We start from the raw sequence: 17,591 nt of genomic DNA on the forward strand, positions 1-17,591 counted from the left end.
ATGTTTGACACTGTCTTAGTGGCCAACCGCGGCGAGATCGCGGTACGGGTGATCCGCACGCTGCGCCGGCTGGGCATCCGTTCGGTGGCCGTCTACAGCGACGCCGACGCCGATGCCCGTCACGTGCTCGAAGCCGACTGCGCGGTACGGCTGGGGCCGGCGCCGGCGCGGGAAAGCTATCTCGACATCGCGAAGGTGGTCGACGCTGCGGTGCAGACCGGGGCGCAGGCGATCCACCCCGGGTACGGATTCCTCTCGGAGAACGCGGATTTCGCCGCTGCCTGCGACCGGGCCGCAGTGGTGTTCCTGGGGCCGCCGGCGCGCGCGATCGAGGTGATGGGCGACAAGATCGCCGCCAAGAACGCGGTCGCGGCGTTCGACGTGCCGGTGGTGCCCGGGATCGCGCGGCCGGGCCTGACCGATGACGAGCTGATCGCCGCAGCCGACGACGTGGGCTACCCGGTGCTGGTCAAGCCGTCCGCCGGTGGTGGCGGCAAAGGCATGCGGATGGTGCAGGACCCCGCCCGATTGCGTGAGGCGTTGGTGAGCGCACGACGCGAAGCCGCCTCCGCGTTCGGTGACGACACCCTGTTCCTGGAGCGGTTTGTGTTGCGGCCCAGGCATATCGAGGTTCAGGTGCTCGCCGACACCCACGGCAACGTGGTGCACCTCGGCGAGCGCGAATGCAGCCTGCAACGACGCCACCAGAAGGTGATCGAAGAGGCGCCGTCACCCCTGCTGGATCCAGCGACCCGGGCGCGGATCGGCGCCGCGGCGTGCGACACCGCACGCAGCGTCGACTACGTCGGCGCCGGCACCGTGGAGTTCATCGTCTCCGCCGACCGTCCCGACGAGTTCTTCTTCATGGAGATGAACACCCGGCTGCAGGTGGAACACCCGGTCACCGAGGAGGTGACCGGTCTGGACCTCGTCGAGTGGCAGCTGCGGGTGGCCGCCGGCGAGAAGCTGGCGTTCGCGCAGGACGACATCGAATTGCGTGGACACGCAATCGAAGCCCGGGTGTACGCCGAGGATCCGGCGCGCGGATTTCTGCCCACCGGCGGCCGGGTACTGCGGGTCGTCGAGCCGTCCGGTCCCGGCGTTCGCGTGGACTCGTCGTTGTTGAGTGACACGGTGGTCGGCAGCGACTACGACCCGATGCTGAGCAAGGTGATCGCGCACGGGACGGACCGGGCGCAGGCGCTGGCGAGGCTCGATCAGGCGCTGTCGAAGACCGCGGTGCTGGGTGTACAGACCAACATCGAGTTTCTCCGCTTTCTGCTCGCCGACGAACGGGTGCAGGCCGGGGACCTCGACACCGCGCTGCTGGACGAGCGGCTCGGTGATTTTGAGCCGCTGCCGGCACCCGACGATGTGTTCGCCGCGGGCGGTCTGTATGTCCAGTGGGCCCTGGAACGGCGGGGTCGCGGCAACCTGTGGGCCGCTCCGAGCGGATGGCGGATCGGTGCGGACAGCGCACCGGTGCGCACCGCGATGCGCACCCCGCAGCGCACCGAGACCGTCTCGGTGTGGGGCCTGCCGGATGCGGCCGAGGTTCAGGTCGGGGATGGTGAAACCGTCTCCGCGAGTGCGCGACTCGAGTCGGGCCGACTGAGCGTGGTGCTCGGCGGTGTGCGCCGGGAGTACCGGTGGGCCGAGGCGGATCGGCATCTGTGGATCGCCGACGAGCGCGGTACCTGGCACATCCGCGAGGCCGAGGAACACAAGATTCACCGCGCCGCGGGCGAGCGTCCGGCCGAGGTCGTCAGCCCGATGCCGGGCAGCGTCATTGCGGTGCAGGTGGATTCGGGCACCGAGGTTTCGGAGGGCGACGTGGTGGTAGTCGTCGAGGCGATGAAGATGGAGCACTCCCTGGCGGCACCCGTCTCCGGGCAGGTGGAGGTATTGGTGTCCGTCGGTGACCAGGTGACAGTCGACCAGGTGCTGGCCCGCCTGGTCCCGGCCACCAAAGAAGCAACAGAAAGCAAGGATTAGCGAATCATGACGACAACGATTCCCGCAGGGACCATTCCGAAGGAATACGAGGACCTCCGCGACACAGTGGCCGACTTCGCGCGCACCGTGGTGGCGCCGGTCTCGGCCAAACACGATGAGGAGCACAGCTTTCCCTACGAGGTCGTCGCCAAGATGGGGGAGATGGGGCTGTTCGGCCTGCCCTTCCCCGAGGAGTACGGCGGCATGGGCGGTGACTACTTCGCCCTGAGTCTGGCGCTGGAGGAGCTCGGCAAGATCGACCAGTCGGTGGCCATCACCCTGGAAGCCGGCGTCGGTCTGGGCGCGATGCCGATCTACCGGTTCGGCACCGAGGAGCAGAAGCAGCAGTGGCTGCCCGACCTGCTGGCGGGGCGCGCACTGGCCGGATTCGGGCTCACCGAACCCGGCGCGGGCTCGGACGCCGGCAGCACCCGCACCACGGCCCGCCTGGAGGGCGGTGAATGGATCGTCAACGGCAGCAAGCAGTTCATCACCAACTCCGGCACCGACATCACCTCACTGGTGACCGTCACCGCCGTCACGGGCAGTATCGCCGACGGCAAGAAGGAGATCTCGACCATCATCGTGCCCAACGGCACACCGGGATTCATCGTCGAGCCGACCTACAACAAGGTGGGCTGGAACGCCTCGGACACTCATCCGCTGACCTTCGACGATGCGCGTGTCCCGCAGGAGAACCTGCTGGGCACCCGCGGCAAGGGTTATGCCAACTTCCTGTCGATCCTCGACGAGGGCCGCATCGCGATCGCCGCGCTGGCCACTGGGGTGGCGCAGGGCTGCGTCGACGAAAGCGTCAAGTACGCCAACGAGCGGCAGTCGTTCGGCCAGCCGATCAGCTCTTACCAGGCGATCAGTTTCAAGATCGCCCGCATGGAAGCCCGAGCCCACGTGGCTCGCACCGCGTACTACGACGCCGCGGCAAAGATGTTGGCCGGCAAGCCGTTCAAGAAGGAAGCCGCGATCGCCAAGATGGTCTCCTCGGAGGCGGCGATGGACAATGCCCGGGACGCCACCCAGATTCACGGCGGCTATGGGTTCATGAACGAGTACCCCGTTGCCCGTCACTACCGGGACAGCAAGATCCTGGAAATCGGCGAGGGCACCACCGAGGTGCAGTTGATGCTGATCGCCCGGTCGCTGGGGCTGTCATGACGGCGGGGACACCCGCCGAGAGTGAATCTGGCGACGCTGTATCGGCGAGTCGCGTCGCAGATTCCACAGTCGGCGAGTCGAAGCGGATCGTCCAGCGCGGCTTGTGGTTTGAGGAGTTCGAGGTCGGCACGACGTACCTGCACCGGCCGGGCCGTACCGTCACCGAGGCCGACAACGTGCTGTTCACCACGCTGACCATGAACACCCAGTCGCTACACCTGGATGCGGCCTGGGCGGCCGAACAACCGGGCTTTCGGGGTGAGCGGCTGGTGAACTCGATGTTCACGCTCTCCACGCTGGTGGGGCTGTCCGTCGCGCAGTTGACATTGGGCACCATCGTCGCCAACCTCGGCTTCTCCGAGGTGTCCTTTCCCAAGCCGGTGTTTCACGGTGACACCCTCTATGCCGAGACCGTGTGCACCAACAAGCGGGAGTCGAAGAGCCGCCCCGGCGAAGGCATCGTCACGCTGGAGCACACCGGACGCAACCAGCACGGTGACGTCGTGGCGAAAGCGGTTCGCACCACGCTGGTGCAGAGGCGCCCGTCATGAGCCTGCGTGACGCGGGGCCGGGATGGCTGTTCTGCCCGGCCGACCGTCCTGAGCGGTTCACCAAGGCTTCCGCGGCGGCCGATGTGGTGATCCTTGACCTGGAAGACGGTGTGGCGGCCGCGGAGAAGCCGGCCGCGCGCCAGGCGCTGCGGGACACGCCGCTGGACCCGGAGCGCACTGTGGTGCGGATCAACGCGGCCGGCACCGAGGACCAGGCGCGTGACCTGGAAGCATTGGCGGATACCGCCTACACGACGGTGATGTTGCCCAAGACCGAGTCCGCCGCCCAGGTGGCGGCCCTGGCGCCGCGCGATGTCATCGCCCTGGTCGAGACGGCGCGGGGAGCGTTGTTCGCTGCCGAGATCGCCGCAGCCGAGCGCACTGTCGGGATGATGTGGGGTGCCGAGGATCTGATCGCCACGCTGGGCGGTAGCTCCAGCCGGCGCGCGGACGGTACCTACCGCGACGTCGCGCGTCACGTTCGCTCGACAACCCTGTTGGCGGCCAACGCGTTTGACCGGCTGGCGCTCGACGCGGTGCACCTGGACATCCGCGACATCGAGGGCCTGCAGACGGAGGCTGTCGATGCCGTGGCGGTGGGCTTCGACGTAACCGTGTGTATCCATCCCAGTCAGGTTGACGTGGTGCGCAAGGCTTATCGTCCCAGCGACGAAACGGTGGACTGGGCGCGCCGGGTGTTACAGGCGGCCAAGACCGAGCGCGGGGTTTTCGCGTTCGAAGGGCAGATGGTGGACTCCCCGGTGCTGCGGCATGCGGAGGCGATGCTGCGGCGGGCGGGGGAGCCTTACCCGCAGTGAGCGCCACGATCCTCTGGGCGCTCGTCGCCCTGGTCGAGTTCGCCTGCTTGATCGCGATGTTCGTCGTACTCGTCGTGTCCCGGAACAAGCTGCGCGGTGCCAGGAATGCACTGCGGCGAATAGGGCAGAACAGGCCGCGCCGTCGACGACGGCCGGGAGTCGCCCCACTCGCGATCAGGACGGTGTGGCGCAGCGCGCGCTGCGGTCGGACCCCGAGCGGTGGGATGACATCCGGGTGCGGATCGGCCTCCACATGGGCGAGTCGGTGCGGCGGGGCGACGACCTGTTCGGCCGCAACGTGGCTATGGCGGCCCGGGTGGCCGGCCAGGCCGACGGTGGAGAAATCCTGGTGAGCGAGACGGTGCGGGAGGCGGTCTCAGCGGATTCCGACATCGTGCTGGGCACCCCCAGGGAGGTCGAACTCAAAGGGCTCCGCGGCAGCCACGTGCTCTACCCGGTTCTTGCGACCTGACTTACCTGCTGAACCCGGTCGCCGATATCGACAATGGCGTGGGGCCGCACCGGCACGTCTTTGCGCGCGAGTGACTTCGCGTTGGCTATCGTCTCGCGCGCGGAAACCGGCTCCGCCAGTTCCGCTTCGAGCATCCGGCTGATCGACTCGTCGATGAAGTCGAAGGCCCCGGCATCCGCCGGACCGGAGGCGCCGCGGGCGGATCCGGCCAGCGCCGGATACCCGACGTCGGTGGGTGCGAATGTCCGGAACGTCACCGCACGGGAGTACTTCGGTTGCACGTCAACCACTTTGACGCGCAGCTTCTCGGCCGGCAGCTCTCCGATCACCTCACCCGTCTCAGGATCGCGAATCGGGTCACCCGCGGCTGACAGCACCGCGAAGACCATGTCGGGCTGCACGCCGTGCACCAAGCCACGGTTGATGATCAACGTGTATTGATCTTCGACGCGAGCGACGCTGCCGCTGATCAGTCGGCTTCCGTCGAGCGCCTCGACCGGCAGTGCCGAACCCCATTGGGGGGAAACCGGTTTCGCGGCACCCAAGGACAATTCCGTCGCGACCTTGGCGCGCACCACCTCGATCAGCGCGCCGTCGCCGTTACCGCTTTCGAGGTGATTCTGCGCGGCCGAAAGCCGGTCGTCGACGTAGTGGACCGATCTTCGCAACTGCTGGGTTTCCTGGATGGCGGTCTGCGTGACCTTCAGCATGTGCTGGTCGACTCCCTGGCGGGTGTGCCAGCGAGTTCCGAAGATGCCGATGGCGATGCAGAGTCCGGGGACAAATGCGATGACGCACGCCTGCCCGATGGGATTGGCGGGGAACGCGAGGGCGCCGAAGATGCTGATCGCAGCCAGCCCGCCGAGCAGGGCGAGCTTCTGCGGCGGAGTCGGTTTGACCTCGGCCAGCCGCGCGAGGCGCCTGCCCAGCCGGGCCAGCCACCGCCCCAGGTGATTCAGCCACTGGCCGAGGTGGCTCAACCCAGCGGCGAGGTGCCCGGGCAGCGCGGCGAACAGGGTTTTCCACGTTGTCTTCTCGGTCCCGCTCACCGGCGGCGCGAGGATGGGTTGCTCGACGGGCGCCGATTGCTCGGGCGCGCCGGCGCCGTCTGAAGGGATTTCGCCGTCAGCCACGTCGTTATCATCCCACTGCGCGGCCGAACCGGGCACTAGGCGCGGTTCGACTCCTTGTCCCAACGGCGTTACCAGTGCCGGACGACTGCCCGATCAAGCACACCCCTGATGCGCATGCTGCACCGCTGAACGGTGTTGAATTTTAGGGTCCCCCGACCCCTGACGTTTTGGTCCCCCGACCTTGAAACGAACACTAGCGGCTCGATGCCGCGCCCGCAGGGGATTCGCGAAATTCGCTGAATTCGCCGGCCAGACGCCCGACTACTTGCCACGCCAGCGCAGCACGTCCAGCGCCACGGCGATGTTGACGCTGTTTTCGGCCAGGGGCCGGGGTAGCAGTTCGTCCGCGCGGGCCAAGCGGCGGAGCAGGGTGTTGCGGTGGGTGAACAGCCGCGCTGCAGCGCGGGACGCGTTGCACTGCTCGTCGACGAAAACCCGCACATATTCCTGTAGTTCGCTACCCGCCGCTTCCAGCTCGCCGAGCGCATGGTGGACGAACTCGGTGGCGCGGTCGGTGTCGCCGGTGATCAGCGCCACCAGTTCCACGTCGGCGAAGAACGCCACGCGCTGCGGTGATTGCAGACGCGCCATCATCTGCTGAGTGGTGATCGCGTCGAAATGGCTGCGCCGAAATCCATCGATGCCCTCGGCGCACGGCCCGATCGCGACCCGGATATCGGACATGGCAGCGATCGAATTGCCCAGCGCCACAGTGTTTATGGACTTGCCCGGCACCCACACCCAACGAGTCGCGGTGCTGGCGAGGATCGTCAGTGGCCGCACCTTGGCGGCTTGTCCCAGCGCCTCGGCGGCCGCGTCGAGGCGGGCCATGTCGCCCGCCGGGTCGTCGCTCCAGATGACCGCCGCGGTATGGGGGCCGGTCAGGGCGTAGCCCAGACGCGCCTCGGCTCTCTTGCGGGTGATGGGGGCGCCATCGAGGATCAGCGCCACGGTTTCACGCCGCTCCGCGTGGGTCCCACGGGTCAGGTCGTCGAGTTCCCGGTCGATCCGGGTGGCGATGCCCGCCAGGGTGCCGTCGATGAACGCGCTGATCGACCGGGAGCACACGTCCAGCAACTCGTGCAGTTCGGCCGGGTCTGACGTCAGCTCGAAGGCGATCTCCATCAATCGGCGCCATGCCACGGCTTCACCGACGCGATAAGCGTCGAGGGTGAACGCGGTGAGCCCACGACGCGCCACCTCGCGCGCGATATTCATCGGTTCGGGCCCGGTGTTGGGAGGTACCGGCGCTCCGGGATCGCGGACATTGGCCGCCCCCCAGAAGTAGAGGTTCGCCCGATTGCTGCGGCTGACCGCTGCGGCGAGTTCCGGATCGGCGGCAATGGCGGGGCTGGCCGCGAGCACCTCGGCGTCGAGTTCTTCCAGCCATTCAGCTCGCGGGTTGACGGTGATCTGCGCACATTGCCGAATCAGCTCCCTGACCGGCTCCGACGGACGTTTCCAGGACATTTAGCCACCGTAATTTAGTGGTGCAATGTGCACCACGGGTTCAGGTGATTTGGGCAGATCTTCTCTTGGTTCGAGGCCTCGCGATCGCCACCATTAATGCAACAGTTCACCTGCGTCAGGAGCCAAGCTCATGTCCTACACAGCCGTAGACACCGCCATCGAGCACGTCGACGTCCTCATCGTCGGAGCCGGCATCTCCGGCATCGGGGCCGCCTACTACCTGCAGCGCGAACACCCGGCTCGCAGCTACGCGATCCTGGAGGCACGCGCCGCCACCGGCGGCACCTGGGACCTGTTCCGCTACCCGGGAATTCGTTCGGACTCCGACCTGCACACCTTCGGTTACGAGTTCAAGCCGTGGCGCGACGAGGACGCCATCGCAACCGCGGACAAGATCCTCGCCTACCTGCGCGAGACGGCCGCCGAGAACGGCATCGACCGCAAGATCCGGTTCCACCACAAGGTGCACGGTGCGTCCTGGTCGAGCGCCGACGCGCGTTGGGTGGTGGACGTCGAGCAGACGGACACCGGGGCCCGGACACAGATCAGCGCCAACTGGTTGTTCTGCGCCGGCGGGTACTACCGCTACGACGAGGGCTACACGCCGCACTTCGAGGGCCGCGAGCGCTTCACCGGCCAGATCGTGCACCCTCAGCAGTGGCCCGAGGACCTTGACTACACCGGTAAGAAGGTGGTCATCATCGGCAGCGGCGCTACCGCCGTGACGTTGTTGCCGGCCATGGCCGAACGTGCCGGGCACGTGACCATGCTGCAGCGCTCACCGACCTACATCATGCCGGTGCCGTCGAAGGACGTCATCGCCAACACGGCGCAGAAGTTGTTCGGCGGCAAGCGCGGTTATGCCCTGGCCCGCCGCAAGAACATCCTTCAGCAGCGTGCGGTCTTCGAGTTCTGCCAGCGGTTCCCGGTCCTGGCGAGAAAAGCCATCCGCTACCTCAATGCCAGGCAGCTTCCGGAGAATTACCCCGTCGACGAACACTTCAGCCCCACCTACAACCCGTGGGACCAGCGGCTGTGCGCGGTGCCCGACTCCGACCTGTTCAAAGCGATCAAGAACGGAAGCGCGTCGGTGGTGACCGACCGCATCGCGACGTTCACGGAGAACGGCATCCTGCTCGAGTCCGGCCGGGAGCTCGACGCCGACATCATCGTCACCGCAACGGGTTTGAACCTGCAGGCGTTCGGCGGCATGTCTCTGACGGTCGACGGGGCGCCGGTCAACCTGCCCGACCATGTGGCTTACAAGGGCATGATGTTGTCCGACGTACCCAACTTCGCGTACGCGATCGGCTACACCAACTCCTCGTGGACGCTCAAGGTCGGTCTGCTGTGCGAACACCTGTGCCGGCTGCTGGCGTACATGGACGCCAGCGGTTTCGACACCGCCCGCCCCGTGCTCGACGACCCGGGCATGGAGACCCGGCCGTTGCTGGACTTCGGAGCCGGCTACGTCCAGCGCGCGGTGCACCAGTTCCCGCGGCAGGGTGCCGGTCAGCCGTGGCTCACGTCGATGAGCTACTACACCGACGTCAAGACGTTGCGCAATGACGGCGTCGTCGACTCGGCCCTGAGGCTGACCAGGTCGGCCGACGTGCGCAGCCCCGAGGCGGTTCCGGCGTAAGGGGTTGTAACCCACGGCCCTAGATGTTGACGGGCTCGCGACGGGCGGGCCCATCGACGTGGAGGATCACCGTGACGACGCTGTACAACCAACCAGCCCCACCGGCGAAACTGTGGCACTGGCTTGCTCATCCGCCCACCGACGCGCCCGCGGCGACACTGCTGATCCGGCTGATGGCCGGGGGAGTGTTTCTGTGGGAGGGCATTTTGAAGTTCGTGCTCCCGAACCAGGGCGTCGGGCGCTTCGCCAAGATCGGTATCCCGTTCCCGGAGTTGAGCGCGAACTTCGTTGGGCTGCTTGAGATCACCGGCGGAGTGCTGTTGTTGCTGGGCTTGTTCACCCGCTTCATCAGCATCCCCTTCATCGTGGAGATGATCGTCGCGATGCTGTCCACCAAGATCGCCATCTTCCTCGGGGTGTCGCCGCTGCCCTTGCCTCCGGTGCCTCCACAGACCGGGTTCTGGGCAGTGCTGCATGAAGTGCGCTCCGAGTACGCCCAGTTGCTGACGGTGACGTTCCTGCTCATCGTCGGGCCCGGCCCGTGGTCGGTTGACGCGTTGCGCGCTCGGCGGCGTGGTCGCGGATCGGCGGAAGCCACAGACGTCGCGAAAGAGCCGGCGGGGGTTCGCTGACGGGGACGGCGCGCCGCGGGTCAGCCCGTCAGGGGCGGAATGTTCAGCGCGCGCAGCAGCGTGCCCAGCCCGGTCGTCACCGCGGATACCGCGGTGACGCTGGGCTGGCCGAGGTTGACGGTGAGTCCCGGGTGCAACGACGCGACGTAGGGATAGGTGTCGGGCAGGTATGTCTGCGGCAGCACACCCGCCCACACCAGGTTGGCCTGAATGCCTTGCACGGTTCCCTTGACCAGATAGCTGCCGACGTTGACCGGATTGATCACCGGGAACAGGCTGGCCGGAGTGGGCAGGTTCGCGTATTCGGTGTTGACGCCGCCGATATCGCCGTACCCCAGGTCGATCAACACCCGCAGGGGCGGCTGTATCAGGTTGAGCACCGGTTGTGGCAGATTCAGCGGCCGCAGCAGTGGCAGGTCCTGGCTCGGAATCATGTAGTAGGTGGTGTTGCCGGTTGCCCCGGGAGACACCGGCGCGACTATCGCCGACGCAATCTGTGCGGGCGTGAGGGTTTCGTACGCGGGAGCCGGACTCAGGTGGCCGTAGTACATGCCGGCCAGAGCGTTGGCGTCGGCCAGCAGGTTGAGCGGGTACCGCGGGAAGTGGGCGAAACCGTCGTATTGGATGGTGTAAATCGAGGTGTTGTATGCCAAGTCCGGTGTCGCACCGCTGAATGTCTCGTTGACGCCAGGAAGGTACATCCCGACGAAGCGCTGGAACAGCCCGCCGTTGGGGTTGTTGGGGTTGCCGGCCAGTACGAAGCTCAGGTCGGCCGGGGGCGGCCCGGTGATCGAGCCGTTGGCAATGCCTTTCAGATATTCGGTGATGATGCTGGCGCTTTGGGAGAAGCCGAACGCGACGGTGTGCGTGCCCAATGGTTGTGCGGCGATCGCCTGCTTCAAGATCTCGAGTCCCCGGGCGACCGACGTGTCGTAGGTCAGACTGTTCAGGCCGGTCAGCGGGAAGCCCTGCTCGGGGGTGGTCAATCCGGTCGGGATGGCCGACTGCGGCGCGATCAGCGGGGCGATGTAGGCGTTGTAGATGTTGTTGAGGTAGGCGGCATTCGGGGTGGGGTTACCGGTGCCGCCCATGATCAAGGTGGTGACGCCGGTACTCAGTGGGCCGGCGAGCGTCGATGCGTTGATCGCCTCCGCGCTCAGGTATGAATTCGACGCCGCGCCCAGCGTCCGAACGAAGTGCTGATGAAACGCGTTGGCCCGCTCGCTGAGTGCCTGGAACTCCTGGCCGTAAGCGGTGAAGAACGTGGTGATCGCCGCCGAAACCTCGTCAGCCGCAGCCGATATCAGTCGGGTGGTGTGCCGCGCTGCCGCCGCGTTCGCCGAGTCCAGCGCAACACGGATCAGCTCCAGATCCGACGTTGCCGCCGCGAGTGCCTCGGGAGTTACGTCGAGCAGCGACCCGCCACCCGGCAATGCCGTCCCGCTCATCGTGACCCCGCTGCATCGGACTCGTCGGGCGCCCAGGTGCTCGGCATCAGCGGTGTGCTTGGGCCACTGCCGAATTCGTCGCCGGCCAGCATGGTCAACCCCGCGGCGTCGGCAGCGACAGCGGCCGGCCGGCGGGCCGTGCCGGTGAAGCCCAGTCGTTCCGCTCCGCGGTCCGAGGCCCTGGTAGGCGTGCTGGACGCGGCGCCGGGACCGTGTCCGGCCTGATCGTCCAGGTCCATGTATTCATAGCCTCGTCCGCGCTCTTCGATTTTGGCGCGCCGCTGCCGGCGCGCTCGCGCCTTCTCCTGCGCCGGGGCGGCCAAAGCTGCAGGAGTTTCGGCGATCTCGGCGGCCGTAGACTTTCGCTTGATGCTGGCCTTGGTGACTGCCGGAGAATTCATGCCGACCGACCCGCCCATCAGATACGGGAAGGGACCGGCGGGGGTGCCGCCCGAAGGTGGTGCACCCGGCACGGCGGGTGCCGCGGGTGCGGGTGCGGGACCGGGCAACGGTGCGGCCGGTGCGAGAGCCGGGGCCACCGCGGCCGGCGCCGGCGCTGTCCCGGCGGGCGCCGTCGTCGGAGCCGGGCTCACGCCGGGGGCGGTCGGCCCAATCGGGACCGGCTCGGCGCCCGCGTGCACGTGGGCCGCCACCTCCGCGATTCCGACGCTGCCGGCGGCCGCCAGGCCCGCGAGCGCCGGGCCGGCCAGCAGGGGGGCCAGGCCCGCCGCCAACAGCGGGAAGGTCACCAGAAACTGGATGACCTGAATCGTCACGTCGTACACGATGGCCACTCCGCCGAAGGCGTAGGCCGCGGCGATCAGTGCCGGGTTGTTACCGGCCGCACCGACAAGTGCCTGCAACAGGGCCGGGTAGCCGGTGGTTGGTGACGAGGCGACCGAGATGTCGTTGAGAATCAGAGACAGCGGATCCGTCCCGGGCGGGACGCTGAGCAGGTAGTCCAGCAGGGACTGGTTGCCCCCGCCCCCGACGCGGTTGAAGATCTGCTCGACCTGTGTCAGAAACTCGGTCAGCGAGGACAGCGGGTCGGCCGAGGCTGCCGCCGGGCCGGCCCGAACGATGGGCGGGGCCGCCTCGGTGGGCGGGGCTGCGGTCACGGCTGCGGTCGAAACATCCTGGTAGACAGTCATTGTGGTGGCGGCTTGAACCCACATGCGGACGTAGTCGGCCTCGTTGAGCGCGATCGGGATGGTGTTGATGCCGAAGAAATTCGTTGCCAGCAGCACCGTGTGGGTGGCGTGGTTGGCGGCCAGCTCGCCGAGGGTCGGCATCGCCGCCTGTGCGGTGGCGTAGCTGACGGCCGCGGTTTCGTGCTGAGCTGCCGTCGCGGCGGCGTTGGCGGCCGCCCGGGTCAGCCACGCCGCATACGGTGCGTTGGCCGCCGCATACGAGGAGGCGGCAGCACCCTGCCATGACTGCGCCTGCGCGGCGGCCACGAGCGCCGACAACTCTTCGGCGACCGCGATGTACTCGGTGCTCAAGTGATTCCATGCACCGGCCGCTGCCAGCAGCGGGCCCGGCCCAGGGCCGCTATTCAGCAAAGCCGAATGAACCTCGGGTGGGAACGCCATCCATACCGGCGCGGTCAATGCCAGTTAGACACAATCGGATACCTCCGAGGGAAGAGCCGAATCGTCATAGCGCCACTCAGCTTTCTGCTCGCGCTAACGATGCCGGAGGGCGGAATTCCTGCCGCCGGGCGACCCTAGCAATCTTGCGAAGTGTTTGCATGTAGGACTTCAGGCGCTAGCGTAACCCAGGTGCGACTGACCGCGCTAGCAAAGGTTGCCGCTGCGGACCCGGATGCCGAAGTCGCTGCCGTAGCGCACCATTACGGGTCGGGCCGTAGCAGGTTGGTCGCGACTGAGGAGAGGCGTGCGAGAAGACACTGAACCGAACACCGCTGCACCGCCGGAAATTCTCAGGCCGGCGCGAGCGACACTCGTCGCGTGCGGCCTGTTGTCGGCGCTCAGTTCGCTGGCCGGGATGGCGCCGCTGCTCGCCGTCGTGGAAGTGAGCAGACGACTGCTCGCGGGCGATGCCGACGTGTGGCCGATCATCATCGTGGCGGCAGCGGCGCTTGCGGCAAAACAGTTGGGTGTCTTGACTGCCGGTGTGTTGACCCATCTGGCCGACATCCAAGTGTCGTTTCGGATCCGCCGTGAACTCCTGGTAAAACTCGCCAAGGTCCCACTTGCCTGGTTCAGCGATCGCAACTCCGGCATCGTGAAGAAGGCGGTGGAAGACGATGTGGCGGCGCTGCATCGCCTCGTCGCGCACTCGATCGTGGAACTCAGCGCCGCATCGGTGCCGCCCGTGGTGGCGTTCGTGTACCTGTTCGCACTGGACTGGCGGATGGCATCGGCGACGCTGTTGCCGGTCGTCGCCGGATTCGCCGCGTACCAACGGGCGATGGCCAGTGCCGGTACCAAGTATCCGGAGTTCATGGGTTGGCTGGTTCGCCTCAACAGCGCGGCAGTGGAACTCGTCAACGGCATCGGGGTGGTGAAGGCGTTCGGCACGCCGGGCACGGCGAGCCGCCGATTCCGGGAGGTTTCCCGGGCCTTCGCGCACTTCTTTCTCGACTGGGCCAAATCCACCAGCGTGGCGGGGGTGACGGCGGAGATCATGCTCTCGCCACCGAGCATCCTGCTCGTAGTCGCGACGGCCGGCGCAATTCTGACCGCTGACGGCGATCTCAGGCCGGGAGACTTCATAGCCTTCCTGGTTTTCGGCACCGTCATCACCGCGGGGTGGATGACGGTGCTGATGTCCGTACACCCGTTGGTCACCGCGCTGAAAGTCGCCCGCGGAATCCGCGAATTGCTCGCCACCCCGGAACTCCCGGCGCTGGGCGAACCGGTGGCACCGGATCCGACGACGCCCGGGCCGGTGGTGCGGATGCACGATGTGTGCGTCACCTATGGTGACACGTTGGCCCTCAACGGAATCGACCTTCGTCTGGAACGCGGCACGCTCACCGCGCTGGTGGGTCCCTCCGGCTCGGGAAAGTCGACTCTGGCCAAGCTGCTGCCCCGGTTCGATGACCCCTGCTCGGGCTCGGTCGAACTGTACGGAGTGGACCTGCGGCGGATTGCTGCCGCCGAGCTCTACCGGCAGGTGGCATTCGTCTTTCAGGAGTCACACCTGTTGTCCGGCATGAGCATCCGCGACAACATCCGGCTAGGTCGTCCCGAGGCCGACGACTCGCAGGTGCGCGCGGCCGCCGCCAGGGCCCAGATCCTGTCGAAGATCGAGGAGTTGCCACGCGGATTGGAATCCGTGGTGGGTGAGGATGCGGCGCTCTCCGGCGGCGAACGGCAACGTGTCTGCATCGCCCGTGCGATTCTCGCCGACCGCCCGATTCTGGTGCTCGATGAGGCAACGGCCAGCGCCGATCCGGAGAACGAGGCACGCATCCAGGAGGCACTCAGTGAGGTCGCGCGGGACCGGACGGTCCTGGTGATCGCGCACCGGCTCAGCACCATCCGGGGCGCCGACACCATCGTCGTACTCGACCGCGGGCGGATCGTCGGATCGGGAAGACATGCCGACCTACTGGCGGCCGGGGGATGTTACGCCCGGCTGTGGCAGCAGGAAAGAGCCGCCGAACGCGGCGTCGTCGAGCAACTGGAGGCAGGGCGATGATCACCGTGATCCGCTACCTGCTCGAACTGCTCGACGGCCGCGGGCGCCGCCGACTGCGCACGATGCTGATACTGCAAGGCGCGCAAGGGATTCTGCAAGGCATCGGTTTCCTGTTCGTCGTCCCGCTCATCGGCGCCGTCGTCGGTCGTCCCACGAATCACGGGCAGCTCTGGTGCGCGGTCGCCGCGATCGGGGTCACGGTGGCGATCCATCACGTGTTGCTGGCGTGGAGCACGTCACTGGGCTATCTGGTCGGCACGGACGCACTGACCGGATTTCACGCCCGGATCGGAGACCATCTGGCCAGGTTGCCGATCGGCTGGTTCGGGCCCGACCGCACCGGGCCCGTCGGACGATTGGTGGCCAAAGACGCGATCGACGTCGCGGACTTCCCGTCCCATCTGCTCCGGCACGTCATCGTCGGGGTGAGCGCGCCGCTGACCCTGATCATCGGCAGCTATCTCAGCGACTGGCGTATCGGTCTGTCGCTCACCGTGGGCGCCGCGTTGTGCGCCCTGTCAGTGCGCATGTTCATGGGCATCGTGCACCGCAACGACGGCGACTACGAGGACGATATCGGTGCCACCGCGTCACGAATCGTCGAGTACGCGCGCATGCAACCCACCTTGCGGGCCTACGGCGTTCTGGGCCGGCGGGAGCTGGGCACACTAGAGGAAGCTCTCACCCGGCAACAACGTTCGCAGTCAAGGCTCACCATCCGCGGTGCATGGGGGCTGATCGCCTGCTTCGGCACCATGCAGCTGGTCGTGACGACCGTCATCGCCTTCGCCGTCATGTTGACGCTGCGCGGCGAGCTGGCGCTACCCACCATGATCGGCCTGCTCATCATCACCCTGCGCATGATCGATCCCATCTCTCAGCTGGGCGATCTCGCCGGGCACGTGCAGGTGACCGCGGATGCGATCGTCCGGGTGCGTGAGCTGCTTGCGGTGCCGGCCCTCCCGGAACCCGAGACCGAAGGTCCGGCACCCCTGGACTTCGGCGTCGAGTTGCGCGGTGTGCGGTTCGGTTACCGCGACGGGGAAACCGTCATTGACGGCGTCGACGCCGTCATTCCGGCGGGCGGTCTCACCGCCATCGTGGGCCCATCCGGGGCGGGAAAGACCACGTTGCTGCGCCTGATCGGCCGGTTCTTCGACGTCGACGACGGCAGCATCCTGATCGGCGGCCGCGACGTGCGTCAACTCGGCACCAGCAAGGTTGCGCACCTGACCGCCCACGTCTTCGAAGACGTCTACCTCTTCGACGGGACCATTGCCGACAACCTGCGGATGGCCGCTCCGGGAGCCACGGACACCGCACTCAACTGCGTCGCGGCCATTGCCCGGTTGGACGAGGTGATCGACCGGCTGCCCCAGGGCTGGGAGACCCGGGTCGGCGAGGGAGGCTCGGCACTGTCGGGCGGCGAACGGCAGCGGGTCGCCATCGCCCGGGCGCTGCTCAAGGACGCCCCCATCGTGCTCCTGGACGAAGCGACCGCCGCGCTGGATGCCGTCAACGAGGCGGCAATCGCCGACGCCATTCGTGAGCTGGCCCACGACCGCACCGTTGTCGTTGTCGCGCATCGGCTTTCGACCGTGATGGCAGCCGACCAGATCTTGGTGCTGGACCACGGTTGCATCACCGCCCGCGGCCGTCATGACCAACTACTGTCCGAGGGCGGCACCTATGCCCGATTCTGGCGGGAGCGTCTTCAGGCCCGCGGCTGGGCACTGCGGGCCGAGCCTCAGGTAACGGATCTGAACACGTTGAATTTGTAGGTGTTGACCATCGACGGCATCAGGCGCGCCAACACCGACATGCCCACCCGCCTTGCCCGGGGCCAGGATTCGGCAATCTCGGGCAGCGGGTTGGCCAGCGTGCGAGTGTCGAGCAGCTTCAGGCCGCAGGGCTCGACGTCATGTGGATCGTCGCAGACCCATCGCAGCCGAGCCTTCACCTTCGCCAGCGACCGGTTGCGGTCCTGCCCGGTCACCATCCGCTGTCCAGCGGTGTCGAACGCCAGCAAGGAGCCTGGAAAGCGTTGCGCGAGTTGGGTGAGAACGCGACGCACGTCGTCGCCACTGAGATAGATCAGCACGGCTTCGCTGAGGAACAGGTACGGCCCGGGGGAGGCGGCCACCACGTCGAACCAGTCGGTGTCCAGCACGGAGCCCGCCAGCATCGTGCACCGCTCGCTGTCGCTGAAGAACCTGCGGCGCAAGGCGATGGTGTCGGGGAGGTCGAGGTCGAACCAGTGGATGCGGCCATTGTCCAGCCGGTCGAATCTGGTGTTCAGTCCGGTGCCGATCTCCACGACCGTGCCGCCCGGGTGCTGGCCGATGAACCGGGCCGCCCAGCCGTCGAAAATCGACGATCGGTACACCGACCCGGATAACGACGAACCGCCGAATCCGCTGAAGTCGTAGTCGATGGACTCGACGAGTTCGCGCGCCCGGCGGTCGCCGAGCACCGGGCGGCGGGATGCGGCGTCACAGGCTCGGGCGTAGAGCGGAATCAGCAGTGTTTCCTGGACCTCACCTAGGTCCGGAGCGGCCCTCCTCATGAACTCACCATGCCAGTTATCA

Annotated in this window: 13 protein-coding genes and 1 pseudogene; 9 read left to right on the top strand and 5 right to left on the bottom strand. The window is 67.0% G+C overall.

Translation table 11 applies throughout. From position 1 onward, the window contains the following. The 5 genes and pseudogenes from ACNQS7_RS29390 to ACNQS7_RS29410 form a co-directional block, all read left to right on the top strand. Nucleotides 1-1,995 carry an acetyl-CoA carboxylase biotin carboxylase subunit gene (locus ACNQS7_RS29390; RefSeq protein WP_418015310.1) on the top strand — a complete coding sequence of 665 codons (1,995 nt, stop codon included), beginning with the start codon at nt 1-3 and terminating at the stop codon, nt 1,993-1,995. A 6-nt stretch (nt 1,996-2,001) separates the two neighbouring features. Further along, nucleotides 2,002-3,168, top strand: a complete 1,167-nt coding sequence (locus ACNQS7_RS29395) for an acyl-CoA dehydrogenase family protein (protein WP_418015311.1) — start codon at nt 2,002-2,004, stop codon at nt 3,166-3,168. Next, nucleotides 3,165-3,719: a MaoC family dehydratase gene (locus ACNQS7_RS29400; protein WP_418015312.1), complete on the top strand. Its 555-nt coding sequence runs from the start codon at nt 3,165-3,167 to the stop codon at nt 3,717-3,719. The genes ACNQS7_RS29395 and ACNQS7_RS29400 overlap by 4 nt, the downstream gene beginning before the upstream one ends. Beyond that, nucleotides 3,716-4,537, top strand: a complete 822-nt coding sequence (locus ACNQS7_RS29405) for an HpcH/HpaI aldolase/citrate lyase family protein (protein ID WP_418015313.1) — start codon at nt 3,716-3,718, stop codon at nt 4,535-4,537. The genes ACNQS7_RS29400 and ACNQS7_RS29405 overlap by 4 nt, the downstream gene beginning before the upstream one ends. A 190-nt stretch (nt 4,538-4,727) precedes the next feature. Continuing rightward, nucleotides 4,728-5,009 (top strand): annotated as a pseudogene (locus tag ACNQS7_RS29410) (adenylate/guanylate cyclase domain-containing protein); the annotation flags it as partial. Here the strand turns inward: ACNQS7_RS29410 and ACNQS7_RS29415 are convergent. Next, a complete protein-coding gene (locus tag ACNQS7_RS29415; RefSeq protein WP_418015314.1) occupies nt 4,988-6,142 on the bottom strand; it encodes a hypothetical protein in 1,155 nt (384 codons plus the stop codon). The pseudogene ACNQS7_RS29410 and the gene ACNQS7_RS29415 overlap by 22 nt on opposite strands. A 261-nt stretch (nt 6,143-6,403) precedes the next feature. Then, complete coding sequence (locus ACNQS7_RS29420) at nt 6,404-7,612, bottom strand: PucR family transcriptional regulator (RefSeq protein WP_418015315.1); 1,209 nt, start codon at nt 7,610-7,612, stop codon at nt 6,404-6,406. Nucleotides 7,613-7,742: 130 nt separating this feature from the next. On the opposite strand from ACNQS7_RS29420, the gene ACNQS7_RS29425 reads away from it, so the two are divergent. Continuing rightward, complete coding sequence (locus tag ACNQS7_RS29425; protein ID WP_418015316.1) at nt 7,743-9,254, top strand: flavin-containing monooxygenase; 1,512 nt, start codon at nt 7,743-7,745, stop codon at nt 9,252-9,254. Between the two features lie 71 nt (nt 9,255-9,325). Next, on the top strand, nt 9,326-9,886 hold the full coding sequence (locus ACNQS7_RS29430; RefSeq protein WP_418015317.1) for a DoxX family protein: 561 nt from the start codon (nt 9,326-9,328) through the stop codon (nt 9,884-9,886). 20 nt (nt 9,887-9,906) lie between these two features. Here ACNQS7_RS29430 and ACNQS7_RS29435 read toward each other — a convergent pair whose 3' ends face one another. Both ACNQS7_RS29435 and ACNQS7_RS29440 read right to left on the bottom strand, forming a co-directional pair. After that, nucleotides 9,907-11,334 carry a PE-PPE domain-containing protein gene (locus ACNQS7_RS29435; protein WP_418015318.1) on the bottom strand — a complete coding sequence of 476 codons (1,428 nt, stop codon included), beginning with the start codon at nt 11,332-11,334 and terminating at the stop codon, nt 9,907-9,909. Then, nucleotides 11,331-12,944, bottom strand: a complete 1,614-nt coding sequence (locus tag ACNQS7_RS29440; protein WP_418015319.1) for a PPE domain-containing protein — start codon at nt 12,942-12,944, stop codon at nt 11,331-11,333. The genes ACNQS7_RS29435 and ACNQS7_RS29440 overlap by 4 nt, the downstream gene beginning before the upstream one ends. A gap of 286 nt (nt 12,945-13,230) precedes the next feature. Between ACNQS7_RS29440 and ACNQS7_RS29445 the strand changes: the two genes are divergently transcribed. Continuing rightward, entirely contained in the window at nt 13,231-15,003 is a 1,773-nt protein-coding gene (locus tag ACNQS7_RS29445; protein ID WP_418015320.1) for an ABC transporter ATP-binding protein, read from the top strand. Then, nucleotides 15,000-16,784 (top strand): ABC transporter ATP-binding protein, encoded by a 1,785-nt coding sequence (locus ACNQS7_RS29450; RefSeq protein WP_418015321.1) that lies wholly within the window; start codon nt 15,000-15,002, stop codon nt 16,782-16,784. The genes ACNQS7_RS29445 and ACNQS7_RS29450 overlap by 4 nt, the downstream gene beginning before the upstream one ends. Here ACNQS7_RS29450 and ACNQS7_RS29455 read toward each other — a convergent pair. Beyond that, nucleotides 16,751-17,569 carry a class I SAM-dependent methyltransferase gene (locus ACNQS7_RS29455; RefSeq protein ID WP_418015322.1) on the bottom strand — a complete coding sequence of 273 codons (819 nt, stop codon included), beginning with the start codon at nt 17,567-17,569 and terminating at the stop codon, nt 16,751-16,753. The genes ACNQS7_RS29450 and ACNQS7_RS29455 overlap by 34 nt on opposite strands. Nucleotides 17,570-17,591: the final 22 nt, after the last annotated feature.

The sequence above is a fragment of the Mycobacterium sp. 23 genome, from assembly GCF_048287075.1.
GTDB lineage: Bacteria > Actinomycetota > Actinomycetes > Mycobacteriales > Mycobacteriaceae > Mycobacterium > Mycobacterium gordonae_B.